The following is a 24,279-nucleotide window of genomic DNA, read 5'->3' as shown; positions in this document are numbered from 1 at the left end:
AGGGACGAAGAACGAGGCCCGGGCAAGCATCTTTCCGGGCATAACACTGTCAGGCGCTGAAGCAGCACAATCCGGTTTGGTGATGTCGCGGTACAACGTCAAGGAAACCGAGCGGAAATGGCAGCGTCTCTGGGCGGAGCATCGCTGCTTCGAGGCGGAGACCCAGTCCGACCGGCCGAAATATTACGTCCTGGAGATGTTCCCTTATCCGTCGGGGCGGATTCATATGGGGCATGTCCGCAACTATACGCTCGGCGACGTGGTGGCCCGATTCAAGCGGGCGCGCGGATTCAACGTCCTGCATCCGATGGGCTGGGACGCCTTTGGCCTGCCGGCCGAGAACGCCGCCATCGCCCAGGGCGTTCACCCGGGAAGCTGGACCTACGAGAACATCGCGGTGATGCGCGACCAGCTGAAGGCCATGGGCCTGTCGCTGGACTGGTCGCGCGAGATCGCGACCTGCCACCCGGAGTATTACCGGCACGAGCAGCGGATGTTCCTCGAGTTCCTCGAGGCGGGGCTGGTTTATCGCAAGGAATCCTGGGTCAATTGGGATCCCGTCGATCAGACGGTCCTAGCCAACGAGCAGGTGATCGACGGGCGTGGCTGGCGGTCCGGCGCGCCGGTCGAGAAGCGACAGCTTGCCCAATGGTTCTTCCGCATCACGGCGTTCGCCGATTCGCTTCTGGAGTCGCTGAACGGCCTCGACCGCTGGCCCGCCAAGGTGCGGCTGATGCAAGAGAAGTGGATCGGCCGGTCGGAGGGCGCGCGCGTCCTGTTCAAGCTTAAGGGCCGCGACGAGAGGCTGGAGGTTTTCACCACGCGGCCGGACACCTTGTTCGGCGCCTCGTTCTGCGCGATCTCGCCGGACCATCCGCTGGCGGCGGAGCTGGCCGCGGCGAATCCGGAGCTGCAGGCCTTCATCGCCGAGTGCCGGCGGCTGGGGACCAGCGAGGCGGTTCTGGAAACGGTCGAGAAGAAGGGCTTCGACACCGGAATCAAGGCGCTGCATCCCTTCGATCCGGCCTGGGAATTGCCGGTCTATGTCGCGAACTTCGTGCTAATGGAGTATGGCGCGGGCGCGATTTTCGGCTGCCCGGCACACGACCAGCGGGATCTGGACTTCGCCCGGAAATACTCCCTGCCGGTAACGCCCGTGGTGGCGCCGCCGAATGTCGATCCGGCCGGTTTCACCATCGGCGACGAGGCCTATACCGGCGACGGCGTCATCATCAATTCGGATTTTCTCGACGGGCTCGGAGTCGCCAAGGCGAAGCGGGCGGCGATCGAGCGGCTGGAGGCCGCGGGCGAGGGCGAGGGGACCGTCGCCTATCGGCTGCGCGACTGGGGCGTATCCCGGCAGCGCTATTGGGGCTGTCCGATTCCGGTGATCCATTGCGCCGATTGCGGAACCGTTCCGGTTCCGGTCGACGACCTCCCGGTGCTGCTGCCCGAGGACGTGACTTTCGACCGGCCGGGCAACCCGCTGGAGCACCATCCGAGCTGGAAGCATGTCAACTGCCCGCGCTGCAGCGAGCCGGCGCGGCGCGAAACGGACACCTTCGACACCTTCGTCGAATCCTCCTGGTATTTCGCGAGATTCTGCTCGCCGCGCGCGGAGACGCCGACGGATCGGGCGGAGGTCGATTACTGGATGCCGGTCGATCAATATATCGGCGGCGTCGAGCATGCCGTGCTGCATCTGCTCTATTCGCGGTTCTTCAGCCGGGCGATGAAGCTGTGCGGATATATCGATGTCGAGGAGCCGTTCGCCGGCCTGTTCACCCAGGGAATGGTCTGTCATGAGACCTATTGCGACCCGTCCGGCGCCTGGCTGTTTCCCAGCGAGGTCGCCAAGGCGGCCGATGGAGACCTGGTGACGGTCGAGGGTGCGAAGCCGGTCACGGTCGGACGCTCCGAGAAGATGAGCAAGTCGCGCAAGAATGTGGTGGATCCGACCCAGATCATCGATCGTTACGGAGCCGATACGGCACGATGGTTCATGCTCTCCGACAGCCCGCCGGACCGTGACCTCGAATGGACCGAGGCGGGGGTCGATGGCGCTTGGCGCTTCACCCAGCGGCTTTGGCGGCTGATCACCGCCGCCACACCCATAATGGCACCCGCCGGTGCACCCATGCCGTCCGCCTTCGGCGAGCCGGCCATGGCAATCCGGCGGACGACGCACAAGACGATCGCCGGGGTGACGGACGATATCGAGTCTTTCCACTTCAATCGCGCCGTCGCCCGGTTCTATGAGTTCACCAATGCGCTGTCAGGGGTTATCTCCCCCGGCCAGGGTCAGGGGCAGTCCCCGGGCAATGCGGATGGCGGCCTCGGCTGGGCGTTGCGGGAGGCCTTCGAGGCGCTCGCGCGCCTGGTCGGCCCGATGATGCCGCATCTTGCGGAGGAAATCTGGCAGACGCTCGGCCAGGACGGCCTGCTCGTCGATGCGCCTTGGCCGGATTCCGACGCGACCTTGACGGTCGAGGCAACCACTACCATCGCGGTGCAGGTGAACGGGAAGCTGCGGGCGACCCTCGATCTGCCGCGGGATATGCCGGCCGATGCCGCAGAGGCGGCGGCGCTGGCCGATCCGGCGGTCCAGAAGGCGGTGGACGGTAAGACGGTGCGAAAGGTGATCGTGGTGCCGAATCGCGTGATCAATGTGGTGGTGTAGGCTCGCCCTCCCCTTCCTCCTGACCGCGACAGCCAGCTTGGCGGCTTGCGGCTTTCAGCCGCTTTACGGCGATCAGGGGGCCGTCGGGCCGAGCACGGCGGAGGCGCTGGCCTCGATCCGGGTCGAGGCGATCGCCGACCGCAGCGGCCAGCAACTCCATAACCTGCTGCTGAATGATTTGAGTCCGTACGGCCGGCCGGCCGACCCGCGCTATATCCTCACCGTCGACGTCACTGCGACCAAGGAAGAGCTGGGTTTCCGCCGGGACGAAACGCCGACGCGCGCCAATCTAAATCTGCGCGCGAACTATACGCTTCGCCAAGCGTCGGACGGCACGGTGCTGCTGACCTCGATGAGCCGGAGCACCAGCAGCTATGACATTTTGGAGAATCCCTTTGCCGCGCTCGTTTCCGAGGAGGATGCGCTCGAGCGGGCGACGCAAGCGCTGAGCGAGGACATCCGCACCCGTCTGGCGGTCTTCCTGTCCGACGCTGTTGCCAAGGCACCCTAACCGGTTGAGGCGGGTCGGATGAAGCTGTCAGGGAGACAGATCGAGCCGTTTCTGAAGCAGCCGGACCCGGCGGTCGGTGCGGTCCTGTTCTACGGCCCGGACGCCGGGCTCGTGCGGGAGCGTGCGGACAGACTCGCGCAGGCCGTGGCGGGAGACGCGACGGATCCGTTTCAGATCTCCGAGATGACGGCGGCGGCGCTTCGCGACGATCCGGCGCGTCTGGCCGACGAGGCAGCCGCGCTGGCCTTTGGTGGCGGCCGGCGCGTGGTCCGGCTTCGGAGCGCCGGTGATTCGATTGCGAGCCTGTTTCGCAGTTTTCTCGGCGGCCCGCCCGCCCCTGCCCTCCTGCTGGTCGAGGCCGGCGAGCTCGGCCCTCGGTCGGCACTGCGCGAAGTCTTCGAGAAGGCGAGAAACGCCGCCGCCCTGCCCTGCTATCGCGACGAAGGCGTGGAACTCAGCCAACTCATCGAAGGCGATTTGCGTCGGCAAGGGTTCGGAATCACGCCAGAGGCTCTATCCTATCTGCTCGCCAATCTGGGCAATGATCGCGCCATCACCCGGGCCGAGCTTGAAAAGCTCCGCCTTTATATGGGAGACGCCACCGGCGTGAACCCTGGCGCGGCGCGAGTGGAGCTGGCCGACGCCATTGCCTGCATCGGGGCGAATGCGGCCTTGTTTCTTGACGATCTGGCGTTCGCCGTTGCCGACGGCGATTTGTCCGAGATCGAGCGGATCTTCCCGGTTTGCCTGGCGGAGAGCGGCTCGGGCGTAACGATCCTTCGGGCCGTCGCGCGGCACTTCCTGCGAATTCATTCCGTCCGCGCAACGATGGCGGCCGGAACTCCGCGTGAGCGGGCGGTGAAGACGCTGCGGCCGCCTGTCTTCTTCAAGGTCCTTGACCGGTTCCATCGTCAGCTCGACCGATGGGCCGAGCCTGCCCTGGCGATCGCCTTGGATCGGCTGATAGCGGCGGAGCGCGCCTGCAAGCGGACCGGGGCTCCGGCGGAGGCGCTGTGCCACCGCGCCTTGATGCAGGTGGCGCAACAGGCCGCGCGCTCCGCCCGGCGTGTCAGTTAAGCGCCGACGCCGACCGTTCGCTGCGTGGAATGGTTGAGGCGATGGAGCACGTCGTCCAGCTGCTCGAGCGTGTTGTAATGAATGGTGAGCGCCCCGCCCCGCCCCTGCAGCCGGATCGCGACCCGCAGACCAAGCAGAGCCGATAGGTCCCGCTCAAGCGCCACCGTGTCGGGGTCGTTTCCGCTCGGTATCGTCGCCGCAGCCGCCGGCATTGCTCCGGCCGGTCCCGAGGATGTCACCCCTGATGGCGCTGGTTCCGATGAGGCCGGCTCCGATGGCGTCAGTCCCGACCGTCCCGATCCGTCCGGCTGCTTCTGCGAATTGACGAATTGTTCCGTTTGCCGAACGTTCAGGCCTTTGGCGACGACCTCACCCGCAAGCGCCACCGGGTCAACGGCGCCAAGCAGCGCGCGGGCGTGACCGGCCGTCAACTCGCCGGACTCCACCAATTTCTTGACTGGCCCCGGCAGGTTCAGCAGGCGAAGGCTGTTGGCGATATGACTACGGCTCTTACCGACGCGGCGGGCAAGATCCTCCTGCGTATGTTGGAACTCGTCCATCAGCCGCCGATATCCCTCGGCTTCCTCAAGCGGTGTGAGATCCTGGCGCTGGACGTTCTCGACCAGGGCCAGCTCCAAGGCATCGCTGTCAGTCAACTCGCGAATGACGACCGGTACCTCATGGAGCTGCGCGAGCTGGGCCGCGCGCCAGCGGCGCTCGCCGGCGACGATCTCGAAGGCGTTCGGCATCGTCGGATGACGCCGGACCAGAAGCGGCTGCAGAATGCCGTTCTGCCGGATCGAGTCGGCCAAGGCCTTCAGATGCTCGTCATCGAAGTGGTGACGCGGCTGAACCGGTCCGGGATGGACGGTTTGGACCGGCACCATTTTCGACAGACGGACGCGGTCGAGCGACGCGTAATCCTCGCTTTCGGCGCCGAGGAGTGCCGACAGCCCTCGGCCGAGATTGCGGCGTGCGGTGCCCTCTTCGCTCACTGCACCATCTCCGGGTTCAGGGCACCCTGCTCTCGTCGCAGGACTTCGCTCGCGAGGTGGATATAGGCCTGTGATCCGGCGCAGCGCATATCATACAGAAGGACAGGCTTGCCGTGGGACGGGGCTTCCGAAACGCGAACATTGCGCGGAATCACCGTGTCATAGACCTTGCTGCCGAAATAGCCTCGGACATCCGCGGCGACCAAATCACACAAATTGCTGCGTCTATCGAACATGGTCAACACAACACCTTGTATTTCCAGGGCTGGATTGAAGGCGCGCCGGACACGCTCGATCGTCTTGACCAACTGGCTGAGCCCTTCCAGGGCATAGAACTCGCACTGCAGCGGCACCAGAACCGCGTCGGCCGCCACGAGGGCATTCAGCGTCAGAAGGTTGAGCGAGGGCGGGCAGTCGATCAGGATGAAATCATAGTCCTGGGCCGCGGCCCCGAGAGCGTCGCGCAACCGGAACTCCCGCCGGCGCGACGACTGCACCAACTCGATCTCGGCGCCGGACAGGTCCAGCGATGCCGGCACAATGGACATGCCGGGCACGGCCGTCGGCACCGTCGCCGTGCCGATCGGCGCGTCGCCCAGCAGCACATCATAGGACGTCACCGCCCGCGCATGCCGATTGACGCCGAGGCCGGTGCTGGCATTGCCTTGAGGATCGATATCGACGATCAACACACGCCGGTCGCAGGCGGCGAGCGCCGTCGCGAGGTTGATCGCGGTCGTGGTCTTGCCCACGCCGCCTTTCTGATTGGCCAAAGCGAGAATCTTCGCCCGTTTCTGGCCTTCAGGTTTCGTCAGAAGAGCCTGGTTCACGGCGGATATGCCCTATTTGCAGAATGACCCCAGAGGCGTCGGTCGTGCTCGACCGGCGTTGCACAGTCATAGTCCAATTTTTCTCGGCACGGGTCAATTCTTCATTAACCGTCCTGCCCTTTGGGAAGAGGCAGATTGTCTCCGGTTGCAGGAATGGCTCGCCATAAGTCAGGAGTTTGTCGAGGTCTGCACAGCCGCGGGCGGTGATAACATCGACGGGCCAAGGCTCAAGCTGCTCAACACGCCGCGAATGCAAGGTGACCTGGCCCGGGCTGGTCAAGCCCGTCACCCGCGCCGCCTCGCGCAGGAAGGCTGCCTTCCGCGAATCGGACTCGACGAGATGTACCTCGGGAACCCCAAGGATCGCGAGAACCAGGCCGGGGAACCCGGCGCCGCTCCCCAAATCGAGCAGAGTTCTCGCTTGAGGTGGAACCAGCGGGTAGAGCTGGGCCGAATCGAGAAAATGGCGCCGCCAGAGATCTCCGAGACTGTCGCCGCCGACGAGATTGATCGCCTTCTGCCACTTGATAAGCAGCGCGGCATAGCGTTCAAGCCGGTCGAGTGTTTCACGTGAAACAAAAGTTAGGCGCGCGAAGGCCTCTGGCGTGAGCGGGCTGGACAAGAGCTTAGGCCGATTTCTGTCCTGGCCCGCGCCCTGGCCTGCGACGGACATGCCGCAGTAGCGCTGTCAAGGCCGCGGGCGTGACACCGGGAAGTCGTGCGGCCGCGCCGAGGCTCGCTGGTCGCGCGGTGCTCAGCTTCAGCCTGACTTCGGCGGAAAGTCCGCCGATCGTCGCATAGTCCAGATCCACCGGAAGACGCAGCGCCTCGTCACGGCGGAAGGACAAGATATCGGCCTCCTGCCGCTTCAGATAGCCGGCGTAGCGCGCATCGATCTCAAGCTGCTCGGCGACGTCGGCGCGCAATTCCCCGAGTTCCGGCCAAAGGAGCGACAAGCTCTTCAGGTCGACATCCGGATAGGCAAGGAGTTCCGCGGCCGTCCGGCGAACGCCGTCCTGTGAGACCTTCAGCCCGTACCGCTGGAGTTCCGGCGGCGTTGCCTGAAGGGTTTCGACGAGACGCCTGGCGGCATCGAGAGCCTGCATCTTTCGATCGAAGGTCCGGGCCCTCGCCGTGCCGACACAGCCGATCTCACATCCCTTCCCGGTCAGCCGCTGATCCGCATTGTCTGCCCGCAGGAGCAATCGGTACTCCGCCCGGGACGTGAACATCCGGTAAGGCTCAGTTGTCCCCCGGGTCACGAGATCATCGATCAGCACACCGATATAGGCGTCGGCCCGGTCGAGGAGGAAAGGCTCCAACCCGGCAACGCCGCGCGCCGCATTCAGCCCGGCCATGAGGCCCTGGGCAGCCGCCTCCTCATAGCCGGTCGTGCCGTTGATCTGCCCCGCGAAGAATAGGCCCGGAATATGCCGCGTTTCGAGCGCCGGTGTCAGCTCCCGCGGATCGACGAAATCATATTCGATCGCATAGCCCGGCCGCAGCATGGCCGCGCGACCGAGTCCAGGGATGGTCGCCAGCAGCTCCCACTGGACCGCTTCCGGCAGCGAGGTGGAGATCCCGTTGGGATAGACCGTCGGATCGTCGAGCCCTTCCGGCTCGAGAAAGATCTGATGGCGTGTCCGGTCCGCGAACCGGACCACTTTGTCCTCGATCGACGGACAGTAGCGTGGGCCGACGCTTTCGATCTGGCCGGAATAGATCGGGGATCGATCCAGGTTGGCGGCGATGATCCGGTGAGTCGCCGGCGTCGTCTCGGTGATGTGGCAGGGTAACTGCGGCGTCGTGATCCGCTCGGTCATGTAGGACAAGGGAAGCGGCGGATCGTCGCCCGGCTGGACCTCCAGCGCCGCCCAATCGATCGTCCGGCCGTCGAGTCGCGGCGGCGTCCCCGTCTTCAGACGGCCAAGGCGGAAGCCGAACCGGGCGAGTGTCTCGGCCAGGGCGACCGACGGCGCCTCCCCGACCCGCCCGGCCGTAATCTGTTGTTCGCCGATATGAATGATGCCCCGCAGAAAGGTGCCCGTGGTCAAGACCACCGCCCCGCCGGCGACGGTCTCCCCCTCCTCGGTGATCACGCCGGCGGCGTGCCCCGACCGATCGAGACGGATGTCGGCCGCCCCGCCCGCCCGAACGGTGAGATTGGCCTGCTCTGCAAGGAGGAACTGCACCGCCTGCCGATAGAGCTTGCGGTCGGCCTGCGCCCGCGGGCCGCGGACCGCCGGCCCCTTGCTCCGGTTCAGCATCCGGAACTGAATTCCGCTGCAATCGATCGCCCGAGCCATCAGCCCGTCGAGGGCATCGATTTCGCGAACGAGATGACCCTTGGCCAGCCCCCCGATCGCCGGGTTACAGGACATTTCGCCGATCGTGTCCGGATTGTGGGTCAGCAGCAGGGTCTTGGCCCCAAGCCGCGCGGCGGCGCTCGCCGCCTCGGCCCCGGCATGGCCGCCCCCCACCACGATGACATCGAATGCTTCCATCGGCATTATCTAATCCGCGCCGGGATTGAAGTCAAAAGCGGCGAGCGCGGTGGGCCGACCGGCGGCTACGGATGTTGTGTTTCACGTGAAACATCCGACCCGATCACCTCCGTCTTCACTTTCCGATGCAAAAATCCCGAAAGATCCGATCGAGCAGGTCCTCGACATCGATCCGACCGGTGATCCGCCCAAGCGCGGTCACGGCCAAGCGCAGGTCCTCCACGGCCAGCTCAGAAAGCGCGGCGGCCTGCGTCCGACCCAGCGCGTCGAGGCACTCCTCCAGCGCATGTCGATGTCGCGCCCGTGTCAGCGGCAGTGCCGTGCCGCCGCCGAGCCGCTCGGCAACGGCATCGGTCACCTGATCAAGAAATGCCGGCAGACCGTTCCCGCTGCGCACCGAAAGACACTGCGCCGCTCGCCCGCCGATTCGAACCTCAGGGTCAATCGATCGGAGATCGGTCTTATTGATCACCGGGATCGTGTCGTCATCGATGAGCCTTGTCGTTTCCAGATCAAAGTCCGGCCATGCCGTCGCGTCAAACAGCGCAATCCGTAGATCCGCCGCTCCTGCCCGATCCAGCGCCCGTCGCACGCCCTCCGCCTCGATCTCGTCCTGGGCCGTCCGCAGCCCGGCTGTGTCCGCCACCAGGACCGGATAGCCACCGAGATCAAGTTGAACCTCGATGATGTCACGAGTCGTTCCGGCCGTCGCCGAGACGATCGCCGCATCGCGCTGCGCCAGCCAGTTCAGCAGGCTCGACTTTCCCGTGTTCGGCGCCCCGATCAACGCGATCGAAAAGCCGTCCCGAAGCCGCTCGCCCCGCCGGTTGTCCGCAAGATGCTGCGAGATCTCGCCCAGGATCTCGGCGAGCCTGCCCCGAACCACGTCCTCCAGCCCGGCCGGAAGATCCTCATCAGGAAAATCGATGGCCGCTTCGGCTTGCGCCAGCGCGCCGACCAACCCCTCGCGCCAGCGGTCATAGAGACGGCCGAGTTCTCCCTGCATCTGTCGAAGCGCTTGGCGTCGCTGCCCTTCCGTCTCGGCATTGACCAGATCGGCCAAGCCTTCCGCGGCGGTCAGGTCGAGCTTCCCGTTCTCGAAGGCCCGCCGCGTGAATTCACCAGGCTCCGCCGGGCGAAGGCCGGGACAGTTGTACAAGGCGTCGATCAGCGCTGCGATCACCGCCCGTCCGCCATGCAGGTGGAACTCCGCGACATCCTCGCCCGTGAAGCTCGCCGGACCGGGAAACCAGAGGACCAGCGCCTCGTCGATGACCGCTCCGCTCCATGGATCGCGGAGACGCCGGTAGGCTGCATAGCGCGGGGACGGCACGGCCCCGTCGCTCAGCCGCCGCAGCGCCCCGCCCGCCCCGGGCCCCGAGACGCGGATCACGGCGACACCGGCCCGACCCGGCGCCGATGCCAAGGCAAAGATCGTGTCGGTCATGACGGCCGTCGCGGCATCCGATCCCGATCAGGCGGACCGGTTCCGCGCCTCCATCTCGTCCGGCACCGCATCCGGTTGAAGCAGGAGACGCTCGACCCGCCTCCCCTCCATGAGATGGGTCTGCAGAATCTCGTCGATATCCGCGGGCGTCGAATAGCTGTACCAGACACCTTCCGGATAGATCACCATGGTCGGCCCAAGCTCGCAGCGGTCAAGGCATCCCGCCGTGTTGATCCGCACATCCTTCAGGCCCAGCTCCTTGGCGCGCGCTTTCATATAGTTGCGCAAGCGCTCCGCCCCCTTTCCCCGGCAGCAGCCGCGGGGATGGCCCGCCGGCCGCTCGTTCGTGCAGCAGAACACATGTGCTTGGTAATAGAGCGGCGGATCCTCCTGCCGCAGCCCATAATCTCCCATGCCGTCACTCACGCCCCGGGCTCCTTCTTGTCGCCCGGCTTGTCGCCGGGAGTTCCAAATTGCCGCCACAAGCTCTTCTGGAGCTGCTCCAATCCCTGAAATCCGCCGGCGAATCCCCCGGGAAACCACGTCTTGAAAAGTGCCTCCGGATCCATCGAGCGCAGCGTCGTCGTCATTCGCTCCTGCATTTCCTTCATCACAGCTTCCTGGAGCGGCCCGACGTCGGGAAGCCCGAGAAAGGTTCGCGCCTCTTCCGGCGTGCAATCGATGTCGATCTTGATTTTCATCGAAGATTTCCCTGTTGCGGATCAGCGACGGTCCTTAGATAGGATGGTGTCCGACCCGCCCGTTCACAATGATCGCGGGCCCCAAGGTCGCCGCCAAGCGGCCGTTGTAGCGAACATCCAGGAATTCCGCCATGGCCCGCAATCGCCTCGACCAGGAAACCAGCCCTTATCTGCTGCAGCATAAGGACAATCCGGTCCATTGGCAGCCTTGGGACGAAGCCGCGCTCGATCAAGCCCGACAAGAGAGCAAGCCGATCCTCCTCTCCGTCGGCTACGCCGCCTGCCACTGGTGCCACGTCATGGCGCATGAGAGCTTCGAGGACGCCGACACGGCGGCCCTGATGAACGAGCTGTTCGTGAACATCAAGGTCGACCGCGAGGAGCGGCCGGATCTCGACACGATCTACCAGTCGGCGCTCGCGCTGCTCGGCCAGCAGGGCGGCTGGCCGCTCACCATGTTCCTGACGCCTGACACCGAGCCTTTCTGGGGCGGCACCTATTTCCCCCCGGTCGCCCAATATGGCCGCCCGGGATTCCGTGACGTCCTCAAGGGAATCGCCGACATCTACCAGAGCGAACCGGAGAAGGTGACTCAGAATGTCACCGCGCTGCGCGACGCCCTGCAGACCCTGGCGCGACCGCAGGGCGCCGCCGGGATCAGCCTCGATGTCACCACACAGATCGCCGAGCGGTTCCTCCAGGAAGTGGATATGAGGCACGGCGGCATCGGCGGTGCGCCGAAATTTCCGCAATCCTCGATCCTCGAGCTGCTATGGCGGGCCTGGAAGCGGACGGGCGACAGCCGATATCGCGACGCCGTCACCCTCACCCTGACCCGGATGTCCCAGGGCGGCATCTACGACCATCTGGGCGGCGGCTTCGCCCGCTATTCCGTCGACGCGGCTTGGCTTGTGCCGCATTTCGAGAAGATGCTCTACGACAATGCCGAGCTGATCGACCTGCTGACACTGGTCTGGCAGGAAACGCGCGACCCGCTCTATGAGGCCCGCATCCGCGAAACCGTCGGCTGGCTGCTCCGCGAGATGCGGGCGGCGCCTGGCTCCGATGGCCGGCGCGGCTTCGCCAGCAGCCTCGACGCCGACAGCGAAGGCGAGGAAGGCAAATTCTATGTCTGGACGGAGCCGGAGATCGACCGGCTGCTCGGCCCGGACGCCGCGATCTTCAAGGCGGCCTATGATGTCCGCGCGGGCGGCAATTGGGAAGGCAAGACCATCCTGAACCGGACCGCCCGGCCCGTCCTCGGAGACGCCGAAGCCGAGGCCCGCCTCGCCGCCTGCCGTGCCACGCTTCTCGCCGCCCGCGCGGACCGGGTGCGGCCGGGCTGGGACGACAAGGTGCTCGCCGATTGGAATGGCCTGATGATCGCCGCCCTCGCCGATGCGGCGACGGCGTTCGGCGAGCCGCAATGGCTCGAGGCCGCCGCCGAGGCCTTCGCCTTCGTCCGCGACGATATGAGCGTGGCCGGTCGCCTGCGTCATAGCTGGCGCGCCGGCCAGTCGAAGCATCCGGCATCGCTCGACGATTACGCCAGTCTCGGCCGCGCCGCCCTCGCCTTGCATGCCGCCACCGGCGACTCCGCCTATCTCGACCAGAGCCGCGCCTGGGTCGAGGTCCTCGACGCGCATTATTGGGACGGGTCGGGCGGCGGCTATTTCTTCACCGCGGACGATACCGGTGATGTCCTCCTTCGGACCAAGAGCGCAGCCGACGCGGCGGTGCCGTCCGGCAACGGAATCATGATCGGTGTCCTCGCCCGGCTCCATTACCTGACCGGCGAGGCCGCCTATCGCGAGCGTGCCGACGCGACCGTCGCCGCCTTCGCCGGCGAAATCGGCAGAAACTTCTTCCCGCTCGCCACGCTCCTCAACAGCAACGAGCTGCTGCAAACCGCGCTGCAGGTCGTCCTGATCGGCCCGCGCGACGCCGAAGAGACCCGGACGCTGCTCGATGTGGTCCATGGCCGGTCCCTGCCGAACCACGTGTTGACGGTGCTGGCGGCGGATGAGCCCCTGCCCGCCGCACATCCCGCCGCCGACAAGCCCCAGATCGATGGCCGCGTCACGGCCTATGTCTGTCGGGGCACCACCTGCTCGCTGCCGATCACCGATCCGGCCGGGCTGAGTCAGGCTCTGGCACTCGGATGACGTCGCGGATGACCAGGGCACAAACCACTGTCGCGACGCCGCTCGGGCCGCTGACGGTGACCCAGCGAGGCGAGGCGATCGTCGCTCTCGATTGGGGCGCGGCCGACGCTGAAGCCGAAACGCCTTTGCTCGCCGCCGCCGCGCAGCAGATCGCTAGCTACTTCGATCGTGAGTTGACCGAGTTCGAGTTGCCTCTCGCCCCCGCAGGGAGCCCGTTCGAGCAGGAGGTCTGGGCGGCGATGCGGCGTGTTCCCTATGGCACGACGCAACGCTACGGCGAGGTCGCCCGCCTTCTCCGCAGCATGCCGCGCGCCGTCGGCGTCGCGTGCGGCCGCAATCCGATCCCGATCATCATTCCCTGTCATCGCATTGTCGGGACTTCGACGTCCGGAAACCGACTCGGCGGCTATAGCGGTCACGGCGGGCCCGAGACGAAGCAGTTCCTGCTCGGTCTGGAAGGGGCCGCCCTCCCTCTCGGCCCACCGAGAGCACGATCCGATCAGGTTGGATCAACCTGATCGGTGAATCGTCCTCTGGTTCATATAGTCAGGGACTGATTCACCGATCACATCGTTTCGATGTGATCGGCTCAGGCCCTAGCACAGGGACGCAGAAATGACATCCGCAGAACGGTGACAAGCGGTGCGCTTCCCGCTACTTTGATCCCCTAACGTTCGGTTAACTGCCGTTGAGGAGAGGGGGGAAGCAATGCCAGACATCCTTGTCGACGGTCCAGACGGAAGCTTTTCCGCCTATCTCGCCAAACCGCCCGGCCTGGGCGCCGGCGACGCTCAGCCCGCGGTGCTGGTCATCCAGGAAATTTTTGGCGTCAATGCCGTGATGCGCGGGATCTGCGATGATCTTGCCGGCGAAGGCTATGTAACGCTGTGCCCGGACCTGTTCTGGCGGCAGGAGCCCGGCATACAGATCACAGACAAGACCGACGCGGAATGGGAAAGGGCCTTCGAGCTCTTTAGAGGCTTCAACCAAGCCAAGGGCATCACCGACCTGATCGCCAGCCTCGATCATCTCCGCGGCATTCCCGGCTGCTCCGGCAAGGCCGGAACGATCGGCTACTGCCTCGGCGGCAAGCTCGCCTATCTGATGGCGACCCGCTCCAACGCCGACTGCAATGTCGGCTATTACGGCGTCGGGATCCAGGCCGCGCTCGGCGAGGCCGCGGCCATTACCGAACCCCTCCTCCTCCATATCGCCGAGGAAGACGAGTTCACGCCGAAGGAAGCGCAGGCCGAGATCACGGAAAGCCTTTCGCGGAACAGCAACGTCACCATCTACACCTATCCCGGGGTTGATCACGCCTTCGCCCGCGTCGGCGGTGCCCATTGGGACGAGGCGGCCGCCACCCTCGCCAACGAGCGAACCTCGGCCTTTCTCAAGAAGCACCTGACCTGAATTAATTCCACCGCGAGAACCCACGATGCCTCATGCGATTCGTTTTCACGAGACCGGCGGTCCCGACGTCCTCCGCTGGGAGCCCGTCGAGGTCGGCGCGCCGGCCGCCGACCAGATCCGCCTCCGCCAGACGGCGGTCGGGCTGAACTATATCGATACCTACCACCGGACTGGGCTGTATCCGGTCCCGAAACTACCCTCCGGCATCGGGTTGGAAGGCGCGGGAGTCGTCGAGGCGGTCGGTGAAGACGTCAAGGACCTCAAGCCCGGCGACCGGATCGCCTATGCCTCGGCTCCGCTCGGTTCCTATGCCGAAAGCCGCCTCATGCCGGCCGGGCGCGTGGTAAAGCTGCCGGACGGCATTTCCGATCAAACCGCCGCCGCAATGATGCTGCAGGGCCTGACCGTCCAGTATCTGCTGCGGCGGACCCGCCGTCTTCAGGCCGGAGAAACGATTCTCGTCCATGCCGCCGCCGGCGGCGTCGGCCTCATCCTCTGCCAATGGGCGAAGCATCTAGGTGCCACCGTGATCGGCACCGTCGGCTCCGAGGAGAAGGCGGCGATCGCGCGGGAGCACGGCTGCGACCATCCGATCCTTTATCGCAGTGAGAACTTCGTCGACCGGGTGCGCGACCTCACCGGCGGCGCGGGCGTGCCTGTCGTCTATGACGGCGTCGGCAAGGACACCTTCATGCCGTCACTCGACTGCCTCGCGCCGCTGGGGTTGATGGTGAGCTTCGGCAACGCCTCCGGCTCCGTCCCGCCGTTCGATCTCGGCATTCTCTCGGCCAAGGGATCGCTCTTCCTCACCCGTCCGACGCTGGTGACCTATACAGCCAAGCGCGAAGATCTGGTGGCGAGCGCCAACGACCTGTTCGATGTCGTCGACCGCGGCGCGGTCAAGATCACCGTGAACCAGACCTATCCTCTACGGGACGCGGCGCAGGCGCATCGCGACCTCGAGGCGCGCAAGACAATCGGCTCGACGATCCTGCTGCCATGATGTCGCCAATCGCCCCGCCAACCACTCGTGGACTCTTCTTCAACCGCAGATTGTCACCACCGGCTTGACACGTTAAGAAAAGCCTGAGGATACGGTCGGCTGATGCCCGGACCAAGTCCGGGCATCACAACCAAAAGTCGTTGATAGAATCTACTGGTTCATCGCGCTGAAGAAGTCGGAATTCGTCTTCGACTGCTTCAGCTTGTCGAGCAGGAACTCCATCGCATCGACGACGCCCATCGGCATCAGCACGCGGCGAAGCACCCACATCTTCGACAGTGTCGCCTTGTCGACCAGCAGCTCCTCTTTCCGGGTGCCGGACTTGGTGATGTCGATCGACGGGAAGGTGCGCTTGTCCGAAAGCTTCCGGTCGAGAATGATCTCGGAATTGCCGGTGCCCTTGAACTCCTCGAAGATCACCTCGTCCATGCGGCTGCCGGTATCGATCAAGGCCGTGGCGATGATCGTGAGAGACCCGCCCTCCTCGATGTTGCGGGCGGCGCCGAAGAACCGTTTCGGCCGCTGCAGCGCATTGGCGTCGACGCCGCCGGTCAGCACCTTGCCAGACGAGGGCACCACAGTGTTGTAGGCCCGCGCCAGACGGGTGATCGAATCGAGCAGGATCACGACGTCGCGCTTGTGCTCGACCAGCCGCTTCGCCTTCTCGATCACCATCTCGGCGACCTGGACATGGCGGACCGCCGGCTCGTCGAAGGTAGAGCTGACCACCTCGCCATTGACCGAGCGGGCCATGTCGGTCACCTCTTCCGGCCGCTCGTCGATCAGCAGCACGATCAGATAGATCTCGGGATGATTCGCCGCCACCGCATGCGCGATGTTCTGCAGCATCACCGTCTTACCAGTACGCGGCGGCGCCACGATCAGCCCACGCTGGCCTTTGCCCAGGGGCGCGATCAGATCGATGATCCGCGTCGTGAGATCCTTCTTCGTCGGATCATCAAGCTCCAGCGTCAGGCGCGAATCCGGATAGAGCGGCGTGAGGTTGTCGAAATTGATCCGGTGACGGACCTTTTCCGGCGCGTCGAAATTGATCGTGTTGACCTTGAGCAGGGCAAAATACCGCTCGCCTTCCTTGGGCGACCGGATCTGCCCCTCGACGGTGTCGCCGGTGCGCAGGCCGAAGCGGCGGACTTGGCTCGGGCTCACATAGATGTCGTCTGGCCCGGGCAGGTAGTTCGCCTCGGGCGAGCGCAGAAAGCCGAAGCCGTCCTGCAGAATTTCCAGAACGCCGTCGCCGAAGATGGCGACATCGTTCTCGGCAAGTTGCTTGAGGATGGCGAACATCATGTCCTGCTTGCGCAGGTTGCTCGCATTCTCGATCTGGAGCTCCTCGGCATAGGCGAGAAGCTCGGCGGGCGACTTTCGCTTGAGTTCCTGAAGATTCATGATTCGCGTGGTGATAAGGTGGGGGAAAGGCAATTGCGAGACGACGGCGGGCCGCTCGATCGAGGATTCGAGACTGACCCGGCGCATCTACGCGAAAAAACTAAAAGCCGAACGGCTAAACGGATCCTAATGTGCGGAAATGGGGCGCCGCGAGAAAGATGGCGCGGGCCTCAACAAAACCCTTAGCCAAAGCGGCAAGCTAAGTCAATAAGGTTCGGACGACTTCATTCCTTTTCAAGTCCCCTGGGCCCAATAACTTCCGGGGCCGCCGGACCAGCTGGTCAGAACGGCTTCACCACCGCCAGGATCACGATCCCGATCATCAATACCGTCGGGACCTCGTTCATCATCCGGTAAAAGCGGGCCTCGCGGCGGTTGCCGTCTGTGGCGAAGGCCTTCCACCATCGCGCCAGAAGGTGATGGTACCAGGTCAGCACCGCGACCAGCGCCAGTTTCACATAGATCCAGCCGGCCGACCAATCGACCACGCCGGGGGTCAGCAATAACAGGCCGCCGAACAGATAAACCGCGATCATCGCCGGGTTCATGATGGCCCGCAGCAGCCGGCGTTCCATCACCTTAAAGGTCTCGGCCTGCTCCGATCCCGGCGCCGCGCCGCAATGATAGACGAACAGCCGTGGCAGATAGAGGAGCCCTGCCATCCATGAGATGACGCTGACGAGATGCAGCGCCCGGATCCACAGGTAGAAGGGCGCCAGCCCGTCCACGCCGAGGCCCCCTACGCCGCCTTGTTCGGGCAGCAGGACTGATCCGCGGCGCAACGGCGCGGGCCGGATTGGGAGCGCACATTTCCTTCCTCTGCCAGCGCCGCCCGCACCTGAGCCGCTGCCCCTTCGATGAAGGCCGCGTCGGTCCCGACCGTCGCCACCCGGACATAGCGCGGAATCCCGATCTCCTCGGCCAGCCGCCGATATTCGATATCCAACTCGACCAGCGTTTCCGAATGTTCCGAAACGAAGGCGATCGGCACCACCACGACCGGCACGCCGTCCGCGCCGGCGCGGCGCAGCTCCGCGTCGGTCGACGGCCCGATCCACTCGAGCGGTCCGACCCGGCTCTGATAGCAGACGACCCAGTCCTCGGCGCGCAGTTCCAGCAGGCGCGCGATGGCTGCCGCCGTTTCCTCAACCTGGTCCGGATAAGGGTCGCCGCGCGCCACCACCTTCTTCGGCAGGCCATGCGCCGAGAACAGGACGCGAGGCTGTTGCCCTGCCATTCCGCCGCTTGCCTCCGCAATACCGTGGCGCGTCCGCTCAGCTATGGAGGACACGAATCCCGCCTCGGTCGGATAGCAGCAGATCAGCTGCGTCGGCACGGAAAGACCGGCCTCGGCCGCAGCCTGCCGCCACGCCCGATCCGACGACGCCGTCGTCGTCGAGGAAAACTGCGGATAGAGCGGCAGCAATATCACCCGGTCGGGCGCGAAAGCCTGCACCGCCGCGACCACATCGGCACTCATCGGATGCCAATAGCGCATGCAGGGGAAAACGCGAACCTCGCCGAGATCCCGCAGCACCGCCGCCAGCGCCGCCGCCTGTGCCTGCGTATTGGCGAGCAGCGGCGAGCCGCCGCCGATATGCTCGTAGATCTCGCGCGCGACCGGCGCCCGCCGCCGCGACACCAGCGTCGCGATCAGCCAGCGGAATGGGTTCGGCAGCGCAATGATCGCCGGATCGTAGAACAGGTTGAACAGGAACGGTTGGACGGAGTCGGGCCGGTCCGGCCCGCCGAGATTGAACAGGACGACAGCAATCTTCGGGACGATCTTCGGCATCGGCGGACTATGGATCGCCCCGTTCTGATTTTCCAGCCTCAGATTTTCCAGCCTTTGACGATGTCCGCCAGCTGCGCGACATGATCGGGCGGCGTCTGCGGCAGAATTCCGTGGCCAAGATTGAAGACGAACGGCCCGCCTGCCAGCTGCCGAAGGACGCGTTCGGCCTCCCGCTCCAGCGCCGCGCCGCCGGCGACGAGCATGACCGGATCCAGATTGCCCTGCAATGCGCATCGGCCCTGCAGGGCGGAGCGAGCCCAGCCGAGCGGAACCGCCGTGTCGAGCGACAGCGCGTCGGCGCCGCTTTCGGCGGCATAGGTCTCGTAAAGCAGTCCGGCGCCGCGCGGAAACAGGATGACCGGTGTATCCCGATGGGCGGCCTTGACGCGCCGAACGATTTCGCGCACCGGATCCAGGCCCCACCGCCGCAGCTCGGTCTCGGGCAGCACGCCGATCCAGCTGTCGAAGATCTGCACGGCCTCGGCACCCGCCTCGATCTGCTTGCAGAGATAGTCGGCGGTCGCGTCCACCAGAAGCGCGATCAGGCGACCGAACGAGTCCGGCTCCGCATAGGCCCATCTCTTGATCGTGGCGAAATCTTTGCTGGCCCCACCCTCGACCATGTAGGTGGCAAGCGTCCAGGGCGCGCCGGCGAAACCGATCAGCGTCGTCTCCTGCGGCAACGCCTTGGTCAGCAGCCGCACCGTCTCATAGACCGGCGCCAGCCGGTCATGCAGCGCCGCGTCCGACAGCCGTGACAAATCGCCGGTCGTGCGGATCGGCGCCAACACCGGGCCGCGGCCTTCCTCGAAGGCGACTGTCTGGCCCAGCGCATAGGGGATGACCAGAATGTCCGAGAACAGGATGGCCGCATCCATGGCAAAGCGTCGGATCGGCTGCAGCGTGACCTCGACGGCAAGTTCCGGCGTCAGGCACAGGTCGAGAAAGCCGCCGGCTGCGGCGCGAACCTCGCGATATTCGGGCAGATATCGCCCGGCCTGGCGCATCAGCCAGAAGGGTGGCCGCTCGCATCGGCCGCCACGAAGCGTGCGAAGCAGCCTTTTGTCGTCTTGTCCGATTGTCACGATCCGTCCGTTCTTCGAGGTTCGGGCCCGCAATTCGCCAATCCTCTTCATACTATAGATTTTAAAAAAGGATGTGGTGTGTAGTGGATGCCTGTGGGAATCGGGGATTCAGCCTCAGGCCCCATCGATCCACCAACGCGGGCGATGGAACGAGGCTCCATCACCTCCCATGTCGAGATCTTCGGCGCAACCGGCACAAGCGTTTGCAATGGCTGGATCTCGTTCCGCAGTGAAAAATCGTGAACAATGGGGATAATCCGGATGACTTGGCCGACAATCCCCGCTATCCCCGATAAGGAATGATCGGGACGGCGATTGGCGGAACTGACCACCATTGATTCGGCCAGCGTGGATGGAAAATCCGGGGTGGTCCCGAAAGGCCGAGTTATCCCCGTAAGCCGCTTAGTTCCCGGAGCGGGCGGTTCATAAAGCCGGCAGCTCATGAAGCAGGCTCAAGGATGGTGTCGTGAAGAGCTTCCATCTGCATCTCGTATCGGACGCGACGGGCGAGACGATCAACAGCGTCGCGCGCGCCTGCCTCGTCCAGTTCGAAGGCGTCGAGCCGGTCGAGCATAGCTGGACCCTGATCCGGACGCCCGGTCAGATGGACAAGGTGCTTGCCGGGATCGAAGCGACGCCCGGCCTGGTCTTGTTCACCATGGTCAATGATCGGCTTCGCTCGGCCCTGCAGGACGGCTGCCGCCGCATCCAGGTGCCCTGTATTCCGGTTCTGGAACCAGTGATCGGCGCGCTGGCGAATTTTCTTGGCCTGCAAAGCCGCGGTCTTCCAGGCCGCCAGCACGAGCTCGACGCCGAATATTTCGGCCGCATCGATGCAATGAACTTCGCCCTGACGCATGACGATGGGCAATCGAGCTGGGACTACAACGATGCCGATGTGATCCTCGTCGGTGTCTCGCGGACCTCGAAGACGCCGACCTGCATCTATCTCGCCAACCGAAGTGTTAAGGCGGCGAACGTGCCTGTCGTGCCGGGATGCCCTTTGCCGCCGGAACTCCTCGCCGTGACGCGCCCGCTGATTGTCGGCCTGACAAAGGATTCGGGCTCTCTGATCCAGATCCGGCGCAATCGCCTGCGCCTGCTTTCCCAGACAGACGAGACCGACTATGTCGATCCGGACATCGTCAGGCAGGAACTGTCGATGGCGCGCCGGCTTTGCGCCGAGCATGGCTGGCCCGTCATCGACGTGACCCGCCGGTCGATCGAGGAAACCGCCGCCGCAATCATCCAACTTCTGGCGCGGCATCGCGGCGACACGGCCACCATAGACAAGTGAGGCCGGCCATGCCGGTGACAATGCCCGATAGCGACGCGACGGTGCCTCCAAAAATCGTTCTCGCTTCGGCGAGCGCCACGCGGGCCCGCCTGCTCGCCGCCGCCGGCGTTCCGGTCGAAACTCATCCGGCCGCGATCGACGAGGACGAGATCAAGATTTCCCTGCGCGGCGCCAAGGCCACCAGCGCTGCCGCCGCGGAAACCCTGGCCGAGATCAAGGCGCAGACGGTTTCCCGACGCTGTCCGGGACGGCTCGTCGTCGGCGCGGACCAGGTCCTGGATTGCGATGAAGAATGGTTCGACAAGCCGGCCGACCTCAAACAGGCGCGTGCCCAGCTCGGAAGACTGCGCGGCCGGCGCCATGAGCTGATCAGCAGCGCCATGGTGGTCCAGGACGGCGTGCGGCTGTGGCATCATACAGCGCGGGCAGCGCTGACCATGCGCCCGTTCAGCGATGCGTTCCTCGACTCCTACCTTGCGGCGGCGGGGCCGGGCGTCTGCGCCTCGGTCGGCGCCTACCAGCTCGAAGGGCTCGGCGCGCAACTGTTCGCCCGAGTCGAAGGCGACTACTTCACGATCCTCGGTTTGCCGCTGCTGCCGCTGCTCGCCTTTCTTCGCGACCGGGATGCGCTCCCATCATGACGGAGTCCGATGCCATCGACGCCACCGTGCTCTCCGGCCGGGCGATGCTGGCCGGTGTCGTCGGCTGGCCGGTCTCCCACTCCCGCTCGCCCCGGCTCCATGGCTTCTGGTTGCGCCACCATCGGATTGACGGCGCCTATCTTCCGCTTCCCGTCCGGCCCGACTCCCTGGCCGCGGCGCTTCGTGCCTTGCCGCTGCTAGGCTTCAAGGGCGCAAACGTGACGGTGCCGCACAAGGAAGCGGCCCTGGCGATCGTCGATCGCGCCAGTGCGGCCGCCCGTCGGATCGGCGCGCTCAATACGATCGTCGTCGGCGCGGACGGCACGCTTGAAGGGCAGAACACCGACGGCTTCGGCTTTCGCGAAAACCTTCGCGCACATCAGCCCGACTGGACGCCGACGGCGGGTCCGGCGGTGCTGCTCGGGGCGGGCGGCGCGGCGCGGGCGATCGCCGTCGCCCTGCTCGAGGAGGGCGTGTCGGAAATCCGCCTGGTCAACCGCACGGCGGATCGTGCGGAGCGGCTGGCGCGCGAGATCAATGGGCCGTTTCAAATTCACCGGTGGGCGGATCGCGGTGCCGCGCTGGCAGAGGCCGGTCTCCTCGTGAACACGACGACGCTCGGCATGACCGGGCAGCCTCCGCTCGACCTCGACCTCGCCGCCCTGCCGACGGACGCGGTGGTCAATGATATCGTCTATGCGCCGCTCGAAACGCCGTTGCTCGCAGCCGCCCGGGCCCGCGGCAATCCGGTTGTCGACGGGGTCGGCATGCTGCTGCACCAGGCGCGTCCCGGCTTCGCCGCCTGGTACGGAGTCGAGCCGGAGGTCACCCCCGCGCTGCGAGCGTTCGTTCTTCGAGATCTGTAATGCGATGGTGATCCTCGGCCTGACGGGCTCGATCGGCATGGGAAAGACGACCGCCGCGGCGATGCTCCGCCGCTGCGGCATTCCGGTCCATGACGCCGACGCGACCGTGCATCGGCTGCTCGGTGCGCGCGGCGCGGCCGTCGCCGCGGTGGAAGCGAGCTTTCCGGGCGTCGTCCGGAACGGCGCCGTCGACCGGCCGGCCTTGGCCCGGCGCGTGTTCGGGGATCCGGTGCAGCTGAAGCGGCTCGAAGCGATTCTTCACCCGCTCGTCCGACGCGCCGAGCGGCGATTCCTGGCCCGTGCCACAGCGGCGCAGGCGCCCGTCGTCGTGCTGGATGTTCCGTTGCTGTTCGAGACCGGCGCCGACCGGCGCTGCGACGCGACGATCGTCGTGTCGGCGCCGCGTTTCCTGCAGCGCGCGCGGGTGCTGCGACGACCCGACATGACGCCGGACCGCCTCGCCGCGATCGAGGCGCGCCAGATGCCGGATGCCGAGAAGCGCCGCCGTGCGGATTTCGTCGTCCGGACCGGGGGCGATCGGCGCGCGACCTTGCGCGCCCTGATCCGCATCGTCAAAGTGATGCGTCGCTGCGCAGGCTGTGGCTGCCGCGGCGATGCTTGAAGGAGTTAGAATGCGCGAGATCGTCCTCGATACCGAAACGACCGGCCTCGACGCCGCGGGCGGCGACCGGCTGGTCGAGATCGCCTGCCTGGAGCTGGTCAATCACCTGCCGACCGGCCGCAGCTTCCAACGCTACCTGAACCCGGAGCGCGAGGTTTCCAAGGGCGCAGCGGATGTGCACGGGCTAACGACGGAATTCCTGGCGGACCAGCCTCGTTTCGCCGAGATCGTCGACGAGTTCCTGGCCTTCATCGGTGACGCACCGCTGGTGATCCACAACGCCGAGTTCGACATGGGATTCCTCAATGCCGAACTGAGCCGCTGCGGCCGCCCGCTCTTGCCGCCAGAACGCGCCACCGACACGCTGCTGATCGCGCGCCAGAAGTTTCCGGGCGCCCAGGCCAGCTTGGACGCGCTGTGCCGTCGCTTCGCGATCGACAACTCAGCACGGACCAAGCATGGGGCGCTGCTCGATTCGGAGTTGCTGGCCGAAGTCTATCTGGAACTGGTCGGCGGTCGTCAGGTCGGCCTTGATCTGGTGATGCAGCCGTCCGCGACCGCCGCGGTCTCGGTAAGCCAGCGGATCGCCCGACCGCCGCGTCCGCACGCGCCGACGGCAGAGGAGCAAGCCGCCCATGCGGCCTTTCTCACGAAGCTTAAGGATCCGATCTGGACGGCCTGATCGGATCGTGCTCTAGGCGGTTGCTTCGGCGCCTGCGGCCTGCGCCTGCATGGCGCGCTGGCGATGCTCGCGATAGAGCGCGGCGAAATCGATCGGATTGATCAGCAGCGGCGCGAAGCCGCCATCGCGGCTCGCGCTCATGATGATGTTCCGCGCGAACGGGAACAACAGGCGCGGCCCCTCGATCATGATCAACGGCTCGACGGCTTCGGGGGGAATCGCGCCGGTCCTGAACACGCCGCCATACTCCATTTCCAGCAGATAGGCGAGTTGTTCGCCGTGCTTCGCTTCGGCGCGCAGACTCAGCACGACCTCGAAGGTGGATTCGCCCATCGGCTTGGCCCGCACATCGACCTGAACTTGGCCTTGCGGCGGCTTGGCCCCCTCCCGAATCGCTCCGGGGGCGTTCGGGTTCTCGAACGAAAGATCCTTCAGATACTGGGCTAGGACGATGATCGGCAGCCGCTGCGCGCCGGGCTGTGCGCCGTTCTGCGCCCCAGCCTGCGTTCCTGGGGCGGTATCGGTCGATGTGTCGGACATCCGTTAATCCTCGAAGCG

At 65.5% G+C, this 24,279-nt stretch carries 24 protein-coding genes; 12 read left to right on the top strand and 12 right to left on the bottom strand.

The features are described 5' to 3' along the window. Positions 1-82: 82 nt before the first annotated feature. The 3 genes from leuS to holA are packed head-to-tail and all read left to right on the top strand — an operon-like array spanning position 83 to position 4,268. Positions 83-2,680: a leucine--tRNA ligase gene (gene leuS / locus DT069_RS12040; protein WP_119460553.1), complete on the top strand. Its 2,598-nt coding sequence runs from the start codon at positions 83-85 to the stop codon at positions 2,678-2,680. Then, on the top strand, positions 2,667-3,191 hold the full coding sequence (gene lptE, locus DT069_RS12035; protein ID WP_119460552.1) for an LPS assembly lipoprotein LptE: 525 nt from the start codon (positions 2,667-2,669) through the stop codon (positions 3,189-3,191). The genes leuS and lptE overlap by 14 nt, the downstream gene beginning before the upstream one ends. Before the next feature lie 18 nt (positions 3,192-3,209). Next, positions 3,210-4,268 (top strand): DNA polymerase III subunit delta, encoded by a 1,059-nt coding sequence (gene holA, locus DT069_RS12030; protein WP_119460551.1) that lies wholly within the window; start codon positions 3,210-3,212, stop codon positions 4,266-4,268. Here holA and DT069_RS12025 read toward each other — a convergent pair. The 7 genes from DT069_RS12025 to DT069_RS11995 all read right to left on the bottom strand — a co-directional run bounded on the left by DT069_RS12025 (position 4,265) and on the right by DT069_RS11995 (position 10,745). Continuing rightward, positions 4,265-5,263 carry a ParB/RepB/Spo0J family partition protein gene (locus DT069_RS12025; protein ID WP_119460550.1) on the bottom strand — a complete coding sequence of 333 codons (999 nt, stop codon included), beginning with the start codon at positions 5,261-5,263 and terminating at the stop codon, positions 4,265-4,267. The two genes, holA and DT069_RS12025, sit on opposite strands and share 4 nt — an antisense overlap. Continuing rightward, positions 5,260-6,093 (bottom strand): ParA family protein, encoded by an 834-nt coding sequence (locus DT069_RS12020; protein ID WP_425450179.1) that lies wholly within the window; start codon positions 6,091-6,093, stop codon positions 5,260-5,262. Before DT069_RS12020 ends, DT069_RS12025 begins: the two co-directional genes overlap by 4 nt. Continuing rightward, positions 6,065-6,715 carry a 16S rRNA (guanine(527)-N(7))-methyltransferase RsmG gene (rsmG, locus tag DT069_RS12015; RefSeq protein WP_425450178.1) on the bottom strand — a complete coding sequence of 217 codons (651 nt, stop codon included), beginning with the start codon at positions 6,713-6,715 and terminating at the stop codon, positions 6,065-6,067. Before rsmG ends, DT069_RS12020 begins: the two co-directional genes overlap by 29 nt. Before the next feature lie 4 nt (positions 6,716-6,719). Then, positions 6,720-8,597, bottom strand: coding sequence for a tRNA uridine-5-carboxymethylaminomethyl(34) synthesis enzyme MnmG (gene mnmG / locus DT069_RS12010; protein WP_119460751.1), 1,878 nt, complete (start codon positions 8,595-8,597; stop codon positions 6,720-6,722). A 115-nt stretch (positions 8,598-8,712) separates the two neighbouring features. Further along, positions 8,713-10,044 (bottom strand): tRNA uridine-5-carboxymethylaminomethyl(34) synthesis GTPase MnmE, encoded by a 1,332-nt coding sequence (gene mnmE, locus DT069_RS12005; protein WP_119460548.1) that lies wholly within the window; start codon positions 10,042-10,044, stop codon positions 8,713-8,715. A 27-nt stretch (positions 10,045-10,071) separates the two neighbouring features. Beyond that, on the bottom strand, positions 10,072-10,458 hold the full coding sequence (locus DT069_RS12000) for a (2Fe-2S) ferredoxin domain-containing protein (protein WP_119460547.1): 387 nt from the start codon (positions 10,456-10,458) through the stop codon (positions 10,072-10,074). Positions 10,459-10,466: 8 nt separating this feature from the next. Continuing rightward, complete coding sequence (locus tag DT069_RS11995) at positions 10,467-10,745, bottom strand: DUF6489 family protein (protein WP_119460546.1); 279 nt, start codon at positions 10,743-10,745, stop codon at positions 10,467-10,469. 131 nt (positions 10,746-10,876) lie between these two features. Here DT069_RS11995 and DT069_RS11990 point away from each other — a divergent pair, with 131 nt between their 5' ends. The 4 genes from DT069_RS11990 to DT069_RS11975 all read left to right on the top strand — a co-directional run bounded on the left by DT069_RS11990 (position 10,877) and on the right by DT069_RS11975 (position 15,326). After that, the gene (locus DT069_RS11990) at positions 10,877-12,910 is read left to right on the top strand and encodes a thioredoxin domain-containing protein (protein ID WP_119460545.1); all 2,034 of its coding nucleotides are present in this window, start codon (positions 10,877-10,879) and stop codon (positions 12,908-12,910) included. An 8-nt stretch (positions 12,911-12,918) separates the two neighbouring features. Further along, positions 12,919-13,428: a methylated-DNA--[protein]-cysteine S-methyltransferase gene (locus tag DT069_RS11985; RefSeq protein ID WP_119460544.1), complete on the top strand. Its 510-nt coding sequence runs from the start codon at positions 12,919-12,921 to the stop codon at positions 13,426-13,428. 190 nt (positions 13,429-13,618) lie between these two features. Further along, the gene (locus tag DT069_RS11980) at positions 13,619-14,323 is read left to right on the top strand and encodes a dienelactone hydrolase family protein (RefSeq protein WP_119460543.1); all 705 of its coding nucleotides are present in this window, start codon (positions 13,619-13,621) and stop codon (positions 14,321-14,323) included. Between the two features lie 25 nt (positions 14,324-14,348). Continuing rightward, positions 14,349-15,326: a quinone oxidoreductase family protein gene (locus DT069_RS11975; protein ID WP_119460542.1), complete on the top strand. Its 978-nt coding sequence runs from the start codon at positions 14,349-14,351 to the stop codon at positions 15,324-15,326. A gap of 150 nt (positions 15,327-15,476) precedes the next feature. Here the strand turns inward: DT069_RS11975 and rho are convergent, their stop codons facing one another. The 4 genes from rho to hemE form a co-directional block, all read right to left on the bottom strand. After that, a complete protein-coding gene (gene rho, locus DT069_RS11970; RefSeq protein ID WP_119460750.1) occupies positions 15,477-16,733 on the bottom strand; it encodes a transcription termination factor Rho in 1,257 nt (418 codons plus the stop codon). A 281-nt stretch (positions 16,734-17,014) separates the two neighbouring features. Beyond that, entirely contained in the window at positions 17,015-17,452 is a 438-nt protein-coding gene (gene hemJ / locus DT069_RS11965) for a protoporphyrinogen oxidase HemJ (RefSeq protein WP_425450209.1), read from the bottom strand. Between the two features lie 20 nt (positions 17,453-17,472). After that, entirely contained in the window at positions 17,473-18,528 is a 1,056-nt protein-coding gene (gene hemH / locus DT069_RS11960; RefSeq protein ID WP_119460541.1) for a ferrochelatase, read from the bottom strand. A 38-nt stretch (positions 18,529-18,566) separates the two neighbouring features. After that, positions 18,567-19,607, bottom strand: coding sequence for a uroporphyrinogen decarboxylase (gene hemE, locus DT069_RS11955; RefSeq protein WP_425450208.1), 1,041 nt, complete (start codon positions 19,605-19,607; stop codon positions 18,567-18,569). Positions 19,608-20,079: 472 nt separating this feature from the next. On the opposite strand from hemE, the gene DT069_RS11950 reads away from it, so the two are divergent. The 5 genes from DT069_RS11950 to dnaQ are packed head-to-tail and all read left to right on the top strand — an operon-like array spanning position 20,080 to position 23,721. After that, a complete protein-coding gene (locus DT069_RS11950; RefSeq protein WP_119460539.1) occupies positions 20,080-20,910 on the top strand; it encodes a pyruvate, water dikinase regulatory protein in 831 nt (276 codons plus the stop codon). 8 nt (positions 20,911-20,918) lie between these two features. Next, a complete protein-coding gene (locus DT069_RS11945; RefSeq protein WP_425450177.1) occupies positions 20,919-21,551 on the top strand; it encodes a Maf family protein in 633 nt (210 codons plus the stop codon). Continuing rightward, entirely contained in the window at positions 21,548-22,417 is an 870-nt protein-coding gene (locus DT069_RS11940) for a shikimate dehydrogenase (protein ID WP_119460538.1), read from the top strand. The genes DT069_RS11945 and DT069_RS11940 overlap by 4 nt, the downstream gene beginning before the upstream one ends. Before the next feature lie 4 nt (positions 22,418-22,421). Then, a complete protein-coding gene (gene coaE, locus DT069_RS11935; protein ID WP_119460537.1) occupies positions 22,422-23,039 on the top strand; it encodes a dephospho-CoA kinase in 618 nt (205 codons plus the stop codon). A 10-nt stretch (positions 23,040-23,049) separates the two neighbouring features. Then, positions 23,050-23,721 (top strand): DNA polymerase III subunit epsilon, encoded by a 672-nt coding sequence (gene dnaQ / locus DT069_RS11930; RefSeq protein WP_119460536.1) that lies wholly within the window; start codon positions 23,050-23,052, stop codon positions 23,719-23,721. Between the two features lie 12 nt (positions 23,722-23,733). On the opposite strand, the gene secB is transcribed toward dnaQ, so the two are convergent. Beyond that, positions 23,734-24,261 carry a protein-export chaperone SecB gene (secB, locus tag DT069_RS11925; RefSeq protein WP_119460535.1) on the bottom strand — a complete coding sequence of 176 codons (528 nt, stop codon included), beginning with the start codon at positions 24,259-24,261 and terminating at the stop codon, positions 23,734-23,736. Positions 24,262-24,279: the final 18 nt, after the last annotated feature.

It is taken from the genome of Virgifigura deserti, from assembly GCA_003576685.1.
Classification (GTDB): Bacteria; Pseudomonadota; Alphaproteobacteria; order Dongiales; family Dongiaceae; genus Virgifigura; species Virgifigura deserti.
The sequence above is the reverse complement of the archived record's forward strand: the minus strand, read 5'-3'. Positions and strand labels throughout refer to the sequence as shown.

Bases quoted from the DNA above. Each gene is read 5' to 3' on its own strand.
- DT069_RS11975 (WP_119460542.1), top strand. From the start codon at position 14,349: ATGCCTCATGCGATTCGTTTTCACGAGACCGGCGGTCCCGACGTCCTC.
- lptE (WP_119460552.1), top strand. From the start codon at position 2,667: ATGTGGTGGTGTAGGCTCGCCCTCCCCTTCCTCCTGACCGCGACAGCC.
- DT069_RS11990 (WP_119460545.1), top strand. From the start codon at position 10,877: ATGGCCCGCAATCGCCTCGACCAGGAAACCAGCCCTTATCTGCTGCAG.
- secB (WP_119460535.1), bottom strand. From the start codon at position 24,261: ATGTCCGACACATCGACCGATACCGCCCCAGGAACGCAGGCTGGGGCG.
- coaE (WP_119460537.1), top strand. From the start codon at position 22,422: ATGGTGATCCTCGGCCTGACGGGCTCGATCGGCATGGGAAAGACGACC.
- mnmG (WP_119460751.1), bottom strand. From the start codon at position 8,597: ATGGAAGCATTCGATGTCATCGTGGTGGGGGGCGGCCATGCCGGGGCC.
- rho (WP_119460750.1), bottom strand. From the start codon at position 16,733: ATGAATCTTCAGGAACTCAAGCGAAAGTCGCCCGCCGAGCTTCTCGCC.
- hemH (WP_119460541.1), bottom strand. From the start codon at position 18,528: ATGCCGAAGATCGTCCCGAAGATTGCTGTCGTCCTGTTCAATCTCGGC.
- holA (WP_119460551.1), top strand. From the start codon at position 3,210: ATGAAGCTGTCAGGGAGACAGATCGAGCCGTTTCTGAAGCAGCCGGAC.
- DT069_RS11985 (WP_119460544.1), top strand. From the start codon at position 12,919: ATGACCAGGGCACAAACCACTGTCGCGACGCCGCTCGGGCCGCTGACG.
- DT069_RS11980 (WP_119460543.1), top strand. From the start codon at position 13,619: ATGCCAGACATCCTTGTCGACGGTCCAGACGGAAGCTTTTCCGCCTAT.
- mnmE (WP_119460548.1), bottom strand. From the start codon at position 10,044: ATGACCGACACGATCTTTGCCTTGGCATCGGCGCCGGGTCGGGCCGGT.
- DT069_RS11995 (WP_119460546.1), bottom strand. From the start codon at position 10,745: ATGAAAATCAAGATCGACATCGATTGCACGCCGGAAGAGGCGCGAACC.
- DT069_RS11945 (WP_425450177.1), top strand. From the start codon at position 20,919: ATGCCGGTGACAATGCCCGATAGCGACGCGACGGTGCCTCCAAAAATC.
- DT069_RS11940 (WP_119460538.1), top strand. From the start codon at position 21,548: ATGACGGAGTCCGATGCCATCGACGCCACCGTGCTCTCCGGCCGGGCG.
- leuS (WP_119460553.1), top strand. From the start codon at position 83: ATGTCGCGGTACAACGTCAAGGAAACCGAGCGGAAATGGCAGCGTCTC.
- dnaQ (WP_119460536.1), top strand. From the start codon at position 23,050: ATGCGCGAGATCGTCCTCGATACCGAAACGACCGGCCTCGACGCCGCG.
- DT069_RS12000 (WP_119460547.1), bottom strand. From the start codon at position 10,458: ATGGGAGATTATGGGCTGCGGCAGGAGGATCCGCCGCTCTATTACCAA.